Raw genomic sequence first — 16,256 nt, forward strand, 5'->3', positions numbered from 1 at the left:
TCAGGGTGTAGAAATTCATGTTTAAGAAAATTAGGGGAATGTTTTCAAGTGATTTATCGATCGATTTAGGGACGGCTAATACCCTTATTTATGTTCGTGATCGCGGAATTGTTCTTGATGAACCATCTGTTGTTGCTATTCGTCATAACGGAAATCAAAAAACAGTGGCCTCTGTTGGTACTGATGCAAAAAGAATGCTAGGTAGGACGCCTGGTAATATAACGGCTATTCGGCCATTGAAAGACGGAGTAATTGCAGATTTTCATGTAACAGAAAAAATGCTGCAGTACTTCATTTCAAAAGTCCATGAAAATAGTATTTTAAAACCAAGTCCAAGAGTCTTGGTGTGTGTGCCTTGTAAATCTACGCAAGTAGAACGTAGAGCAATAAAAGAGTCTGCGCTAGGTGCTGGAGCAAGAGAAGTTTATATAATTGAAGAACCTATGGCAGCCGCAATTGGAGCAGGGTTACCTGTTGCTGAAGCGTCAGGGTCTATGGTTATTGATATTGGTGGTGGTACAACAGAAATTGCAATCATTTCTTTGAATGGCATTGTTGCCTCTGAGTCGATCCGTGTTGGTGGTGACCGTTTTGATGAAGCAACAACAACGTATGTTCGTCGTCAGTATGGTAGTTTAATTGGTGATGCTACCGCTGAACGCATTAAGACTGAAATAGGCATGGCTTATCATACGGGCGAAGAGCTACAGATTGATGTTCGAGGACGTAATCTTGCTGAAGGTATCCCGCGTAGCTTTACTCTGAGAAGTAGTGAAATTCTAGAGGCTTTACAAGAGCCGTTGGCTCAGATAGTGCAAGCGATTAAAGGTGTTCTTGAACAATCGCCTCCAGAGCTTGCTGGTGATATAGCTGAATCTGGTTTAGTTATTACTGGCGGTGGCGCTTTACTTCGTGAAATTGACCGTTTGATTAGCGAGGAGACGGGCTTACCTGTCATTATTGCTGATGACCCATTAACTTGTGTTGCGCGTGGCGGTGGTATGGCTTTAGAGATGATGGATAAACACGCATCCGAGTTATTTACTGCGGATAACGAATAGAGCTTAGGAGTTTTTTATCAATAGCTCACTGTTTTTTGAAGGCAAGGTTTCCTCGGCACGCTTTGTCTTTTTGGTTCTTTTATCTGTCCTCTTAATATGGGGTGATACTCGTCACTCCATATTTTCTCCGTTTAGACCTTATCTTAGCTGGTTAGTTACCCCTATTCAAATTGTTGTAACCACTCCTCAAAAAGTCATTTCATGGTCTTTTGAGCATCTTGCCAGCCGGGAAGACTTGGTGGCAGAAAACCAATCTTTAAATCAAGAGTTGCTGACATTGCGTAGTCGATTGCAAAAACTGGATTCGTTAAGAGCAGAAAATGTACGGTTACGAGAGTTACTTGATGCCTCCCAGCGAGTTGAAGAAAAAATCATTATGGCGGAAGTGATTGGCTTTGATCAAAATGCATACAGTCATAAGGTGTTAATTGATAAAGGTTTTTCGACTGGTGCTTACGTTGGGCAGGCTGTACTTGATGCAACTGGGGTATTGGGGCAGGTGATTGAAACAAGTGCGTATAATAGTCGCGTTTTACTTATAGCGGATGCGAGCCATTATGTACCTGTGCAGTTGTCTCGAACTGGGTTTCGCAGCATTTTAAGAGGGGTTGGAGATTTGCGACAGATGGAGCTATTAAGTGTCCCTCACTCAACGGATTTAAAGAAAGGGGATATATTGACAACGTCTGGTTTGGATACTCGTTTTCCAAGTGATTATCCAGTAGGGGTGGTTCGAGCGGTGCGACATGTTCTTGGGAAGCCCTATGCTGATGTTGACGTTGTTCCTCTTGCTCAATTGGCTCGAAGTAGACATGTTATGTTAATAGATCAGTCAGGGCAGGAAGCGCAATGAAATCCAGCTTTGTTTTTATATTAACGTTGATTGCCGGTTTGATGCTAGAAGCATTAACTTTTCCTGAAGCGTTGTTGTGGTATCGCCCTGAATGGGCTTTGTTGGTTATTTTATATTGGGTTATTGCTTTACCATTTAGAGTGGGTGTTGGTGTTGCATGGGTTCTTGGACTTATGGTGGATCTGCTTCAGGGCGGCATTATGGGGCAGCATTCACTAACATATGTCATTATTACGTATTCTTGTGCTGTATTTTATAAGCGGTTGCGCATGTATCATCGTTGGCAGCAAGGTATTTTTGTCGCCTTATTGGTGAGCTTAAACCAATTAATTGATTTCTGGATTGATTATTATTCAGGGGGCGCCGAACCAACATTAATGATTTTTATGCCCGCGCTTATTACTGGATTATTATGGCCTTGGTCTTTTATTGTGTTACGTAGTGTTCGTCGTATGTATTCTATTCGGTAAGGATGTTCATTCATGATCATTTTAGGTTCAGCATCACCTAGAAGGCAAGAGCTGTTACAGCAGCTTATTCCTCGTTTTAGTATATTGCCAGCAGATATTGATGAGTCTGTTCATGAGTCTGAATTAGCGGACTGTTATGTGTTGCGAATGGCAAGAGAGAAAGCATACGCCGCTTTTGATAAATGGCAATTGTCTAGCATTGATTCGGCTATTAACCCGATTGTCATTGGCTCGGATACAAGTGTGGTAATAGATAATACTATTTTAGGAAAACCCACTTCTATTGAAGATTCAAAACGAATGCTAAGAGCTTTGTCAGGACGTTCTCATCACGTTATGACGGCAGTTTGTTTATTCGACAGTCGATTTGAGCAAGTTTATGAGGTTAACGTTGTAACGGAAGTTGAGTTTAGGTCTATTTCAGATTTAGAAATAGAGCAATACTGGAAAACAAACGAGCCGAAAGACAAAGCAGGTTCTTACGCTGTACAGGGTTTAGGGTCTGTATTCGTTGCGTCGATTAAAGGTTCCTATTCGGCCATTGTTGGATTGCCTTTATTTGAAACGGCTAAATTGTTTGAGCAAATAGGAATACACCCTTTACAGGAGATGTTGCATGAGTGAAGACGTATTAATTAATGTTACGCCAATGGAAATTCGTGTTGCTTTGATTGAAAATGGTGGGCTACAGGAAGTATATATCGAGCGCTCAAGTCGCAAAGGGATTGTTGGTAACATTTATCAAGGTAAGGTTGTTCGGGTGTTGCCAGGTATGCAGGCTGCATTTGTTGATATTGGTCTTGAAAGGGCGGCATTCATCCATGTGTCGGAAGTTGTACGTCGTGATGCGGTCAACCCAAGTGATCAAATTGGAGATTATTTGCGTGAAGGTCAGTCTCTTGTGGTGCAGGTTACTAAAGATCCGATTAGTTCAAAAGGGGCGCGGTTAACAACGCATTTATCTATTCCATCTCGTTATCTTGTGTATATGCCAGACCAAGCGCATGTGGGTGTGAGTCAAAGAATTGAAGATGAAGAAGAAAGAGAGCGTTTAAAGCAATTGGTATCGGCTGCATTAACTAATGCGGATGAAACCAGTGGCTATATTCTAAGAACCGCCGCAGAAGGTGCGGGCGAAGAAGAAATTCTATCTGATATTAAATTTCTGACACGGTTATGGCAGTCGGTCAAAAAACGTATGACTCAGGTAAAAGCGCCAGCGGTAATTTATGATGATTTACCACTCCACCTTAGAACTATGAGGGATTTGGTTAGCCTGAAAACGGAAAAAATTCGCATAGACTCAAAAGAAAATTACGTCAAATTAAAAGCTTTTGCAGAGGATTTTATTCCTGACTTGGGTCATCGTATTGAATATTACCCAGGAGAGCGGCCTATTTTTGACTTGTACAGCGTCGAAGATGAAATTCAAAAAGCATTGGATCGTAAGGTTCAGCTAAAGTCTGGTGGTTATTTGTTGGTTGAGCAAACAGAATCGATGACGACTGTGGATGTTAATACCGGTGCTTTTGTTGGAAGTAGAAATTTAGAAGAAACCATTTATAAAACCAATTTAGAAGCGGCAACATCGATCGGAAGACAGTTAAAATTGCGTAACCTTGGCGGCATCATCATCATTGACTTTATTGATATGGAAGATGAAGAGCATAAGCGTCAAGTATTAAGAATGTTAGAGAAAGTATTGGATACAGATCATGCTAAAACTAAGATAACCGGTGTATCTGAACTTGGTCTGGTTGAGATGACTCGAAAAAGGACTCGAGAAAGTTTGGGCCAAACTTTATGTGAGCCTTGTAAATCTTGTAAAGGCAGCGGTTTAGTAAAAACACCAGAGACGGTGTGTTATGAAGTGTTTAGAGAAATTTTACGAGCGGATCGAGCGTATAATTCTCAAACATACACAGTGTTGGCATCGAGTTTTGTGGTTGAGCGCTTTTTAGACGAAGAAAGTGTGGCTGTTGCTGAATTGGAAGCATTTATTGGAAAAACAATTCATTTTCAAGTAGACCCCGTATACACTCAAGATCAATATGATGTTGTTTTAAGATAATAGGTAGTAAAGATGAATAAGGTCGTCAATATAATCACTGGTGCTATTTGGTGGGTGGCGGTTTTATTTTTTATTTCTTTCATTTCATGCTTGGTTGTATTCAAATATACCCTTCCTTTTGCCAATGAGTATAAGCCTCAGATTGAGAGTAACTTAACTCAAATTATAGGCTACCCAGTTAAAATTGATCAGATTACCGCCTCTCTTGAAGGTATAGACCCAACATTTACTGTTCGTGGCATTGCTTTAGATACGGAGGAGGTGTCATCCGCAATTCAAATGGACGCATTGTCAATTCGAATTGATTTACTAAAGTCGTTCATGAACTTAACGCCTCACTTTGTTTACATTCGATTTATTAAGCCCAGAGTAGATGTTGTTGAATCGCTAGGGCAGTGGCGCATTGCAGGAAGTCATTCGGGTGGTAATGATGGCAGTGGTGTTGGTTCAGTAAGGTTGATGGACTATCTTGTTACCCAAAGGCAAATTACATTGCTTGATGGGGAGGTGCATTTAAAGAGTGATTCGTATGGTAATGGTGTTTTCTCAACGGACACTTTCTATATGCAACGAATTAATAATGGAATTGGAATTCAAACGGACCTGAATCATAGCCAATTAGAAAGTCCATTTTCATTGTCTTTAGAGATTGAATTGCACCCTGGGGATGATTATCAAATTAATGCGCATCTTACCTCTCCAGAAATTCGTTTAGATAGAGAAAGTATTACCGAGTTACCTGAGTTTGGTTTTGATTCTTTCTCTGGACAATTTGAATTGTGGGTACGCTATCAACATAATCAAATGATTCAAACTACAGGGCTATTAAACGCCCTAAATGTGGTGTCGACGGATAATAAAACGCTTTCTGGTTCATCTAAATTTAGTGGTTTTTATAATCTAAGGCAAGAAAGTGGGCGCTTAGAAGTGTCTGATTTGCAGCTTTTTGATGCACAGAAAAACGCATATGGATCGACAAACCTTTCTGTAGATTTAAGTCTGAAAGGGAAGAGAAATATCGATGTATTGTTTGATGAGGTGGATTTGTCATTGGTAAGTCGATGGGCATCCACTTATATCAATCCCAAGTGGTTTGCTCGTAAGTTACTTGACGAAATGGATTTTAAAGGGAAGGCAAAAAATGGCTCTTTGCATATCTCAATCGACAACCCTTTTAATTTTGAATACGTTAGTAATTTAAAAAATGCATCTGCTAATGGTTTTAATGGTATCCCTAAAGTTAGCGGGCTGAACGGGATATTAAGTTTATCTGAGTCTGACGGTTATCTTGAATTTGATGGGAAAAACACGAGCATTGGTTTTCCAACTTTATATGATGATACATGGAATGTAATGGCTCTGTCTGGTTTAGTTGAATGGGGCAAGCTAAATGATGTGTTTCTAGTGAGTGGTAAAGATCTGCATATTGAGCGTAATGGTGCGAATATCGATGCTGGATTTCGTTTAGAAGTAAAGCAAGATTATCCAGACTGGTTCTTATTGGATATTAAAGGAAAGAATATTCCTATTCAGGACCGCTTAGATTACATTCCAAACGTGGCGTTAGATGACGAAACAAAAGAGTGGATTCGATCTTCATTGAAAGCGGGTCAAGTGGACTCCTTGGAATTGGTTATTCAAAGTGAATTGGATAAAACGTCTGTCCCTCATGTACGATTAGATATGGATCTAAGTGATGTGGATATTCAGTTTGCCCCTGATTGGCCTTTGGCTAATGATGTAAAAGGGCGCTTTCAATTGGATCAAGATGGGATTTTAGTTCACGTAGAGCGTGCACGGTTATCGACGTTAGATGTGGCAGATATTGATGTTAAGTTACCTTTTGAAAAAGGCGCTAATGATCTGTCTATATCAGGTCCTTTATCATATGAGTTGAATGATTTGTTGGTTCTATTGAGAAGTACTGATTTGTCTCAATCGGTTTTATCTCCGTTTAGTGATTGGGCTGCTTCTGGTGCTGTTTCAGGGGACTTTGCTGTGTCGCTACCTTTGTTTAGACAGGAAGGGGAACCTGTTGTCGGTTTAAATTTAGAGTTTCTAGACAATTATCTGAGAATTAACAATTTGGATCTTGATGCCGAGCAGGTGTCGGGGGCGGTACATTTTCATTCGAATGATGGGTTAACGAATTCTAAGTTGATCTTTGATGCATTCGGAGGGCAGTCGACAGCAATCTTGACATCAAAAATACGTGACGATGTGACAGAGATTAAAGTTGCGTTAGAGGGAGAGGTCGATCTCAAGCAAGTTTTAGAGTGGCAAAATGTACCACGATTGTTGGTTGAGTCATCTTCTGGCGGCATTCCGTATGAGGCTGATTTATCAATTAATAGCCATACAGTTGGCGATGTTTTTCTTGATGTGAAAAGCACTCTTATTGGTAGTGCAATTGATTTACCTACGCCTTTTCAAAAAACAGATGAGGAGATAAAAGATTTTTCATTGAGCCTTTTTGGTGCTGAACAAGAGTTTGTTGTAACGATGCAATATGATGAATTGGTTCGTACTCGATTTAAAGTAAAAGACAGTGAAATTAATGGGGGGGAACTGCTGGTTGGTTCAAATCGTCCTTTAGTGGATAAAATTGAACCCGGTTTCAATTTAATAGGCCAGTTACCATTTGTGAATTTTTCTGATTGGTTGAGCGCTTATGGAAAATACGCTAATGACGTTGATAATGTTACATCAAGGGAGGTTGTAGAGATCCCGAGCTGGCTGAATCAAATTCAGTTTATAGCAGACGCTGTATTGATAAATGATTCAAATGATTTTCATAATGTTAAATTGTCTTATGATCGTTTAATTGCCCCTGAAGTATTTCAAATAGATTCTGATGAGGCCAATATAAAGTTGAGTAAAACAGACAATAAATACCTATTACACGCAGGGTATATTAATTGGTCTTCTCCTGAGTCCAATGATGCTGAAGACGCTAAAAAGTCACCTATTAAAGCGTCACAGGTCCCTAACATCGATGTTCAGGTTGATGAGCTTATTTACAATGGAGCGAGTTACGGAGACTGGGCGATGTCTTTAATTAATGAAGGGCATCGAGTAAGGGTCCAGCCTATTACGACAAAGCTTTCGAAAGGGCATTTCAGCGGCAGTTTGTTTTGGCAAGATCAAGATGGACGTTCAAATGTGGAATTGGTTATTTCTATCGAAGGGGGAGATGCGGCAGAGCTCACCAGAAAATTTGCGCCCACACCGTTTTTAACATCAAAAGAATACAGTGTTGATGTGAATTTGAGTTGGTTGGGGCATCCTCTTTATTTTGATAAAGAGTCAGTATCTGGTCGCATTGTGTTTAATGCTAAAAAAGGTAAATTTACTCAAATTGATCGCTTGCCTCCATTTTTGAAAGCATTGGGCATTTTTAATATTAATGCGTTAGCCCGTCGACTTGCTCTTGATTTTACGGATGTGTATGAACCAGGTTTGACATACGACACTTTTAAAGGAGGGCTCTCTTTAAAAGATGGTATTGTAAATACAGCATCGCCAATAGAGATTAGCTCTCCAACCGCAGAGTTTGTTCTTGCGGGTGAGGCAAACTTGATAACTGAGACTCTTGATGAAAGGCTTACAGCGAGTTTTCCATTGGGCAACAGTTTACCCATTGCAGGTCTTCTTTTGGGTGCACCACAAGTGGCTGGGTTGTTATTTATTACAGATAAGTTGATAGGAGATCAGCTGTCGAAAGTGACCAGTGTTCAGTATGAAGTAAAAGGCTCTTTTGATGATCCCGAGATAAAAACAATCAAGTATCAACCAATACAAAGGTAATTTAAAATGAAGTTATGTGCAGTTCAATTGACCAGTGGTTCAGATTGGAGGACGAATTTAGCTGAAATTAAATTACGTATTATCAATGCCGTTGAAGCGGGCTCTCAATTAATTGTTTTACCTGAAAATGCACTCTTGTTTGATGGGAAGAACATGAGGGTACTGGTTGAGCAAGAGCAGGTTCAAGATGAAATTTATGCAACGTTAACCGCGTTATCTCAACAGAACTCTGTTTGGATTATTCTCGGCTCACACCCTTCTTTAGCAAGGCCTAATGGCAGTGTTGTGCAAGGAAAAAGAGTAAGGCAGTCTTGTTTGGTTTTTTCCCCTATTTCTGGTTTGTGTGCACGTTATGACAAGATTCATCTGTTTGATGTCAATGTCTCTGATGGTGTAGGGAAGTATAAAGAATCTGATTTTATTGAGCCGGGGGATCTAACGCCCGTTGTAATCGATGTTGATGGGGTAAAAGTAGGTTTGTCTATTTGCTATGACTTGCGCTTCCCTGAGTTATTTCGCATCTTGGTTGAAATGGGGGCTGAGTTAATAGTGGTTCCTGCGGCATTTACTTATGTGACGGGTGAGGCCCATTGGGACGTTTTATTGCAATCACGAGCGATAGAAAATCAAGTGTTTTTGTTAGGGGTGAACCAATGCGGTTATCATACAAAAATTAGACAAACTTATGGTCATAGTGTGTGTTATTCGCCCTGGGGAGAGAATCTTGGACAATTAGAGAATGTCCCAGATAACTTGTATGTTGAGATAGATACGAATCGTATTTTAGAATGCAAAACGTCTATGCCAGTGTTAGAACATAGACGTTTTATTTAACTATCTCGTAAGTACATTCCTAGTGATATTTAAATGCGTTTACAGATTAATACCTAATTTTGTTTCTTTTATTTCACGCAGATATTTAAACAGTTTTTTGCGAGCAGATGTTTTTTTACCTTCAGCAAGTTCCTTTATTGACTGTCTAACAAGCTGTCTAAAGTGCTGAATATCGATGCTTGGGTTTTCTTTTAAATATTTTTGCACTTCAGTCGCGCTATTTTCTCCAATTAAAGAATCCCTTTGACTTTCTAAAGAGTGAAATAATTTGTTATGAGCGGCTGATGAGCTGTCAAACAAAGCAATTCTTGCTGCAATAGCTTCATGATCTTCATTGCGCATAATGCGACCAATGTATTGCATGTGTCTGCGCATTGCTTCTCGTTGTTTTATTCGAGTGGCCTCTAAAAGAGCTGCACGCAATGTTTCTGACATCTCAACTTTTAACTGTTGCTGTTTACTCAAAGCAAGTAATTTAGTACCAATTACTTGTAAGGCTTCTACTTCTCTTTTTATCTGAGTTTTACTTTTGTAGTTTTCGTCGTCTTCTAACTGTTCGAATTCTGTCATGTTAACCTAAATAAGAAATATTGTTGCTAATCCAAGAAAGGAAAGGAATCCCACTACATCTGTTATTGTGGTTAAGATCACGCTTCCTGCAAGGGCTGGGTCAATTCCAAGGCGATTCAATGCTATTGGCAAAAGTGTACCTGTCATAGCGGCAAACAAAAGGTTAATAATGATTGCGCCAGCTATAATATAGGCTATCTTGAAGTTGTCAAACCAGAATGCAGTTAATATGGCTACAACTGTGGCCCAGAGTATGCCATTTAGCACGCCAACAATGATTTCTCTGTTTAATAACCAACGTGTATTTGTCGATCCAATCTGTCCTAATGCGATCCCCCGTATCACTAATGTAAGAACTTGTGAGCCAGCGATACCCCCCATACTGGCAACAATGGGCATCAGGATGGCTAGGGCAACGACTTGGTCTAATGTGCCTTGAAAAAGGCCTATAACATAAGAGGCAATAAATGCGGTAATTAAGTTAATGCCTAGCCAAACGGCTCTTCGTCTGGTTGTTTTCATTACAGGGGCGAAGGTGTCTTCGTCATCATCAAGACCTGCCATGCTTAGCATGGAGTGCTCTGCTTCGTCTCGTATAACGTCAACTACGTCATCTATTGTTATTCGGCCTAATAGTTTACCGTTCTTTTCATCGATTACTGGAGCTGAGACTAAATCTAATTTTTCGAATAGTTGGGCGACTTCGCTTGATGAAGTATTGGCTGTAATAATGGTTGTTTCCGTATCCATTATTTCACGAATGGTTGAGTTAATGTCTGCGACAAGTAATTTAGTGAGTGGAAGTGTTCCTAAAAATCGATCAGACCGACTTACGACTAATAAATTGTCCGTCATGTCTGGGAGTTTGTTGTGTCTTCTTAAGAAGCGAAAGGCAATGTCTACGGTAATGTTGGGGCGGATTGTTATCGTATCGGTATTCATTAAGCCGCCGGCAGAGTCTTCTGGATAGCTTAATAGTGTTTCGACTCTAGAGCGGTCTTGTGCTGACATGGATGCCAGCACTTCTGTAACAATGGTTTCTGGTAGGTGTTGAAGAATGTCTGCAAGATCATCGGTTTCAAACTTTTCTGATACAGCGAGAAGTTGTTTGGTATCCATTTTTTTTAAAAAGGGGATACTAACGTCTTCTGTTAAATACTGTAGGATTTCTCCTTCATTTTCATCATCGACAAAGTCCCAGAGAAGTTGCCTTTCTTTTGGAGGAGAGGATTCTAATAGGCGAGCTACATCCTGAGCAGGAAGTGCGCCATTAAGTAGATAACGTATCTGAGAAGTAGTGCCAGCTTCTAAAGACGCTGTAACGGTTTTTAAATGCTTTAAAGTTTCTTGCTTAGACATGTTTTCTTTTTCTTAGGTAAAAATCTACTCTTCTTCACCAAAACGATTGTTGATAAGATCAATGATCGCTACCAATGCATTATCTTCATCGTCACCATTGGCTTTAATCGTAATCTCAGTTCCTTTGCCTGCCGCTAACATCATCATTGCCATAATGCTTTTTCCGTCGACATTGCGACCGTCTTTTTCAATGGTAATGTCGCAACCAAACCGAGACGTTGTTTCTACTAGTTTACCTGCCGCTCTAGCATGCAAGCCTAACTTATTGATGATAGTAATAGATTGTTCTTGCATAATTATCCTTGTAGTAATTTTTCGAACGCTACAAATAATGATTCATTGGTTTGTGTTTCTCTTAATGAGTTTAAGCCATTAGGAGATTGGGCCAACTGCGCAATTTGTGCAAGTGTCGAAAGATGTGCATCGCACTCATTCGGAGGCACAATTAGTGCGAAAATTAAATCTACTGGTTTACGGTCAATAGAGTCGAAATCAATAGGACTTTCCAAAGACATGATTAAAATAGCAGCATGGTTAGCGGATTCTAAACGGCAATGGGGGATGGCAATGCCCTCGCCAATGCCTGTGCTTCCGAGTTTCTCTCTTGATAATAAACCGCTGTATATGGCATTTTTATCGCAATGCAATCTATCGGATACCGCGTTGGCGATGCTTTCTAGGGCTCGCTTTTTACTAACTATATTTTGTTTTGCCAGAACAAGTTCCGGTTTTAACATAGTGATAAGTGACATGAGTCTTTAATCCAAAATTAAACTAAACGTTTTCTTTCATTTGATGGTGGAATATTCATTGCTTCTCTGTATTTTGCAACAGTTCGTCTTGCTACATTTATGCCTTGTTCTTCCAGTATAGTGGCTAATTTATTGTCGCTTAACGGTTTTTTTGCGGGTTCATCCGCAACCAGTTTTTTAATCATTGCTCTAATTGCTGTTGATGAGCATCCATCACCTGATGCGGTGTTTACATGGCTAGAGAAAAAGTATTTTAGCTCGAAGATTCCTTTTGGTGTATGCATGTATTTTTGTGTTGTAACTCGGGAAATCGTGGATTCATGCATGCCGACTTCCTCGGCAACATCATGTAAAACCATTGGCTTCATTGCTTCTTCACCGAGTTCAAAAAAGTCTATTTGTTTTTTTACGATGCAACTCGCTACCTTTAACAGTGTTTCATTTCGGCTTTGAAGGCTTTTAATAAACCACTTGGCTTCTTGTAAGGAGTTTTTTATGTACGTTGCATCTTCGGTGTTTTTGAGTGTGCTCGCAATAGTGGAATAGGCTTTATTGATTTTCACTGGAGGCAATGCATCATTATTGAGTTCTACTTGCCACACACCATTTTTCTTTTTCACCGATACATCCGGAATGACATAATCTGTATCATCTACGTCGATCAGGCTTCCTGGGCGTGGATTGAGTTGTTGAATAAGTTGAATGACTTCTTTTAAGGTGTCTTCTTTGAGTTTTGCTCGTCGGCAAAGCTGAGCAAAGTCTCTGTTTCCTAAAAGGTGTAAGTACTGATCAACAACCAGACGGGTGTTTTTGTATAGAGGGTGTGCTGAGTAAGCTTCTAGCTGAACTAATAAACACTCTCTTAAATCAACAGAGCATACCCCAATAGGATCAAAGCGCTGAAGTCTGTGTTGGACAGCAAGAATCTCGTCTTCTTCCAGATCGTCAATGTGCTCTTGTAAGGACACCCATATTTCATTAATAGGTGTGCTCAGGTAGCCATCAGGTTGCACGCTTTCTATAAAAGAATAAGCTATTTCAAGGTCTCTATCTGACATTGTTGTGAGATTTAATTGCCAGATTAGATGGTCTTGTATACTTTCCGCAGCAGAGTTTCGACTTTCGAAGTCAAAATCACCTTCAAAACTTTGAGAATCAGAAACAGCTGCTGAGCTTTGAAATGTATCTTCCCAAGAGCTATCGATAGACAACTCTTCAGGGATATTGTCTGTCCATTCAGATTCAAGTTTGGCTTCTTCTTGATTTTGATGGTTTAAGTCTTCTTGTTTTTTTTGATCCGATTCTGAGTTTAATTCGTTTTGAGTAGATTCAGATGCATTTTCTTCATCATCAATTTCTAATAATGGGTTCGATTCAAGGAATTCATGAATTTCTTGTTGTAAGTCGATGGTAGAAAGTTGCAATAAGCGTATTGCTTGCTGCAACTGTGGTGTCATGGTCAGTTGCTGACCCATTTTCAATTGTAGAGACTGCTTCATATAGAAACGCTTTTTGTGTGGTTATGTTGGAACGAGTTATGCATAGTACTCCCTTTTTAGGGAAAATTAAAAGACTAAAGACGGAAGTTCTCTCCTAAATAAACCTTTTTTACTTGATCGTTATTAATAATAGTCTCTGCATCGCCAGATGCAATAATATGACCATTTCCTACTATGTAGGCTTTATCGCAAATATCTAATGTTTCCCTAACATTATGGTCTGTAATGAGTACGCCAATGCCGCTATCTTGCAGTTGTCTAATTATTTGTTTGATATCGCCAACGGAAATAGGATCGACGCCCGCGAAGGGCTCGTCAAGTAAAATGAACTTTGGGTTGGTTGCCAACGCTCTAGCAATTTCAGCTCGTCGGCGTTCTCCACCAGAAAGTGCCATTCCTAGGTTTTTTTTGATGTGTGTGATGTGGAATTCTTCCAGTAACTTTTCAAGTTCTTTTTTACGTTGACTTGTATTCAAATCCTTTCTTGTTTCTAAAATAGCGTGGATGTTATCTTCTACAGACATTTTACGAAATATGGATGCTTCTTGAGGAAGATAGCCAATGCCTTTTTGAGCTCGCGAGTGCATTGCTAAGTGTGTGACAGGCTCTCTGTCAATTAAAATTTCACCTGCATCGTTTTTTACCATACCAACAATCATATAAAAACAGGTTGTTTTACCTGCTCCGTTTGGCCCTAAGAGCCCAACCGCTTGGCCTGACTCGACAGAGAGAGAAACATCGATTACCACAGGTCGTTTCTTGTAGCTTTTGGCAAGATTTTTTGCTTCTAGTAATGCCATTATTGTGCTTCTTTTGTCTGTGGTGTTAAGGTCATATTAACTCGGCCAGAGTTATTTTTCCGAGCTGTGAAAGTGCCTTTATCAATCATGTACTGAATGAAGTCGGCTTTTATTTCATCCCCTTTTAAATTTACATAGCTTTGGCCATTCAGTTCAAGTATTGCGTCTACTGTTCGATAAAGAATTTTATCTCCATGGCTGATTATCTTGTTTCCATCGGCATCTATTTGCTGGCTGAATTTTGCAGGAGAGCCTGTGGCATCAAGTTGATTGAATTGTTTTGTATCAAGTGTGCTGGTAACTTTTAGGTAGTCTGCTGAAATTAAGATGGAGCCTTGACTGACAGTGACATTGCCCTCGTAAATAGCAGTTCCCGTCTTTTGATCGAAATAGGCTGTATCCGCTTCGATGTTTAACTGGCTCTGTAAATCATTGTCTAACGCGAATGTTAGAGTGCTGGAAGTTAAGATGGCGAGTGCGATCAGTTGTTTACTTAGCTGTTGTGTATTGACCATTTACTTCTCCGCTTAATGATATTTTTTCGTCATTAATGTTCACGCTAATTATGTTAGCTTGAGTGACGCCTTCGCCTGACTGTAAGATTGAGTTGCCTGAGGCAAGAAACTGCTGCTTTGTTTCGTTATAGGTTATTTTATCCGAGTTTAAATGGATAGCATTACCCGTTTTTCCAGTATGAATAATTTCACTGTTACTTTTTAATATGATGTCTTTAGTTGATTCATTTATAAGGCCAAAGTCACTTTTTGCAATCCAACTTTTTCCTTGTTGAAATCGAGCTAAATCTGGTTTTTCTAAATGTGATTCGTTTGATTTATTGTAGTGTTTTAGCTCTTTTGCATTGAGTGTCTCAATTTGTTTGCCTGTGAGATCAAATGCCATAATGTTTACATCAATCAAGAAATAGTCAGGGGCACTATCGAGTGCCCTAGTTTCAATCAAGGATTTTTTAGGTGTAAGTCCCATGTAAAAAGCGAAAAAAAACAAGAGTAATCCACCAATAAATAGGGAGAGGAGTTGCCATTTTTTCATTTGCTAGCCTTTTGGTTGTCGTGAGTTTCTGGTTAGCTAATGCTGGATTGATAAAGGATATACAAATACGATGCGTACCCTGCAATGAGTGGAATTCCTACCCATTTCGGTATGCTTGATTGCTTTCTTGTATTGAACAAAATAATAAGCAAACAAAAGAGTGTTGTTGTGCCAAGCACCCATAAATAATCTCGGTTTAAAATGCTGCTGGAGATAATTCCAGGAGCGAGAATTGCTGGTAATGGAAGTACTGTGGCAAGGTTGAATAAGTTGGACCCAAGGATGTTACCGATTGCAATATCGTGATGACCTTTTCTTACGCTGGTTATTGATGCTGCCAGCTCAGGCAAACTGGTGCCAATAGCGATGATGGTCAAGCCAATTAATAATTCACTGACACCGAAGAACTGAGCGATGCCAATGGCGCCCCAAACCAATAGTTTTGAACTGCCTATTAGCGCAGCAAGACCGATAAGAGCAATTAAAAGAGATTTTGATAAGGTGGTAGAATCGGCATCTGGTAATTCATCGCCAAATTCTTCTTCAAGGCTATTTCCTCCTCTGAGAAGAAGGGTTAATACCACAATGAAAGCACTGATAAGTATGAGACCATCAAAGAGACTAAGGTGTAAGTCGTAAAGAACTGCACCAACAAGTAAGGTGATAAACATTAATAAAGGCACTTCTTTTGTAGTCAAGCCTTTTTTTATTGATATTGCGTTAATGAATAAGGTTGACCCAAACACCAAAGCGACGTTGGCGATATTTGAGCCTAAAACGTTACCGATAGCAATTTCAGGCGCACCGTCTATTGCAGCGATTGCAGAAACAACCATTTCAGGCGCTGAGGTTCCTAATGCTACAAGTGTTAAGCCAATAATTATAGGGCTAATATTCAATTTTTCTGCGACTAATGCAGAGTGCTCAATAAACTTATCAGAGCTAATAACCAGTATGATTAAGCCAGATATCAGTGCAGCAATAAAAAGTAGCATTTAAGGTTTAACTCTCATTTTTCGAAAGGAGTGTTATTTAATGAAGTTTATGAGTTAAATTCAAGACTTGACCTCGGTTTATATCCAGATAAATCCTTTCTATTTGCATTCTCTTTAATTAATGTCGATGGTAGT

Annotated in this window: 16 protein-coding genes; 7 read left to right on the forward strand and 9 right to left on the reverse strand. The window is 39.6% G+C overall.

What is annotated here, in order from left to right; translation table 11 throughout:
* Positions 1 to 17 precede the first annotated feature (17 nt).
* The 7 genes from ACMUMJ_RS01320 to ACMUMJ_RS01350 all read left to right on the forward strand — a co-directional run bounded on the left by ACMUMJ_RS01320 (position 18) and on the right by ACMUMJ_RS01350 (position 9,096).
* Positions 18 to 1,061: a rod shape-determining protein gene (locus ACMUMJ_RS01320; RefSeq protein WP_414676993.1), complete on the forward strand. Its 1,044-nt coding sequence runs from the start codon at positions 18 to 20 to the stop codon at positions 1,059 to 1,061.
* Positions 1,062 to 1,131: 70 nt separating this feature from the next.
* Positions 1,132 to 1,914, forward strand: coding sequence for a rod shape-determining protein MreC (mreC, locus tag ACMUMJ_RS01325; RefSeq protein ID WP_414676994.1), 783 nt, complete (start codon positions 1,132 to 1,134; stop codon positions 1,912 to 1,914).
* Positions 1,911 to 2,384: a rod shape-determining protein MreD gene (gene mreD / locus ACMUMJ_RS01330; RefSeq protein ID WP_414676995.1), complete on the forward strand. Its 474-nt coding sequence runs from the start codon at positions 1,911 to 1,913 to the stop codon at positions 2,382 to 2,384. Before mreC ends, mreD begins: the two co-directional genes overlap by 4 nt.
* A gap of 12 nt (positions 2,385 to 2,396) precedes the next feature.
* Positions 2,397 to 3,008, forward strand: coding sequence for a Maf family protein (locus ACMUMJ_RS01335; RefSeq protein WP_414676996.1), 612 nt, complete (start codon positions 2,397 to 2,399; stop codon positions 3,006 to 3,008).
* The gene (rng, locus tag ACMUMJ_RS01340) at positions 3,001 to 4,455 is read left to right on the forward strand and encodes a ribonuclease G (RefSeq protein WP_414676997.1); all 1,455 of its coding nucleotides are present in this window, start codon (positions 3,001 to 3,003) and stop codon (positions 4,453 to 4,455) included. The genes ACMUMJ_RS01335 and rng overlap by 8 nt, the downstream gene beginning before the upstream one ends.
* 12 nt (positions 4,456 to 4,467) lie before the next feature.
* Entirely contained in the window at positions 4,468 to 8,262 is a 3,795-nt protein-coding gene (locus tag ACMUMJ_RS01345) for a YhdP family phospholipid transporter (RefSeq protein WP_414676998.1), read from the forward strand.
* Positions 8,263 to 8,268: 6 nt separating this feature from the next.
* On the forward strand, positions 8,269 to 9,096 hold the full coding sequence (locus ACMUMJ_RS01350; protein ID WP_414676999.1) for a carbon-nitrogen hydrolase family protein: 828 nt from the start codon (positions 8,269 to 8,271) through the stop codon (positions 9,094 to 9,096).
* A 39-nt stretch (positions 9,097 to 9,135) separates the two neighbouring features.
* On the opposite strand, the gene yjgA is transcribed toward ACMUMJ_RS01350, so the two are convergent.
* The 9 genes from yjgA to ACMUMJ_RS01395 all read right to left on the reverse strand — a co-directional run bounded on the left by yjgA (position 9,136) and on the right by ACMUMJ_RS01395 (position 16,121).
* A complete protein-coding gene (gene yjgA, locus ACMUMJ_RS01355) occupies positions 9,136 to 9,666 on the reverse strand; it encodes a ribosome biogenesis factor YjgA (RefSeq protein ID WP_414677000.1) in 531 nt (176 codons plus the stop codon).
* Between the two features lie 6 nt (positions 9,667 to 9,672).
* Positions 9,673 to 11,025 carry a magnesium transporter gene (gene mgtE / locus ACMUMJ_RS01360; protein WP_414677001.1) on the reverse strand — a complete coding sequence of 451 codons (1,353 nt, stop codon included), beginning with the start codon at positions 11,023 to 11,025 and terminating at the stop codon, positions 9,673 to 9,675.
* Positions 11,026 to 11,049: 24 nt separating this feature from the next.
* Positions 11,050 to 11,319: an HPr family phosphocarrier protein gene (locus ACMUMJ_RS01365; protein ID WP_414677002.1), complete on the reverse strand. Its 270-nt coding sequence runs from the start codon at positions 11,317 to 11,319 to the stop codon at positions 11,050 to 11,052.
* A 2-nt stretch (positions 11,320 to 11,321) separates the two neighbouring features.
* Positions 11,322 to 11,777: a PTS sugar transporter subunit IIA gene (locus ACMUMJ_RS01370; protein ID WP_414677003.1), complete on the reverse strand. Its 456-nt coding sequence runs from the start codon at positions 11,775 to 11,777 to the stop codon at positions 11,322 to 11,324.
* A gap of 17 nt (positions 11,778 to 11,794) precedes the next feature.
* Positions 11,795 to 13,276, reverse strand: a complete 1,482-nt coding sequence (locus ACMUMJ_RS01375; RefSeq protein WP_414677004.1) for an RNA polymerase factor sigma-54 — start codon at positions 13,274 to 13,276, stop codon at positions 11,795 to 11,797.
* Positions 13,277 to 13,350: 74 nt separating this feature from the next.
* Positions 13,351 to 14,076, reverse strand: a complete 726-nt coding sequence (gene lptB / locus ACMUMJ_RS01380) for an LPS export ABC transporter ATP-binding protein (protein WP_414677005.1) — start codon at positions 14,074 to 14,076, stop codon at positions 13,351 to 13,353.
* Positions 14,076 to 14,591: a lipopolysaccharide transport periplasmic protein LptA gene (lptA, locus tag ACMUMJ_RS01385; RefSeq protein ID WP_414677006.1), complete on the reverse strand. Its 516-nt coding sequence runs from the start codon at positions 14,589 to 14,591 to the stop codon at positions 14,076 to 14,078. The genes lptB and lptA overlap by 1 nt, the downstream gene beginning before the upstream one ends.
* Positions 14,566 to 15,126 carry an LPS export ABC transporter periplasmic protein LptC gene (gene lptC, locus ACMUMJ_RS01390; RefSeq protein WP_414677007.1) on the reverse strand — a complete coding sequence of 187 codons (561 nt, stop codon included), beginning with the start codon at positions 15,124 to 15,126 and terminating at the stop codon, positions 14,566 to 14,568. Before lptC ends, lptA begins: the two co-directional genes overlap by 26 nt.
* Before the next feature lie 32 nt (positions 15,127 to 15,158).
* Positions 15,159 to 16,121: a calcium/sodium antiporter gene (locus ACMUMJ_RS01395; protein WP_414677008.1), complete on the reverse strand. Its 963-nt coding sequence runs from the start codon at positions 16,119 to 16,121 to the stop codon at positions 15,159 to 15,161.
* Positions 16,122 to 16,256: the final 135 nt, after the last annotated feature.

The sequence above is a fragment of the Marinomonas phycocola genome, assembly GCF_047525455.1.
GTDB lineage: Bacteria > Pseudomonadota > Gammaproteobacteria > Pseudomonadales > Marinomonadaceae > Marinomonas.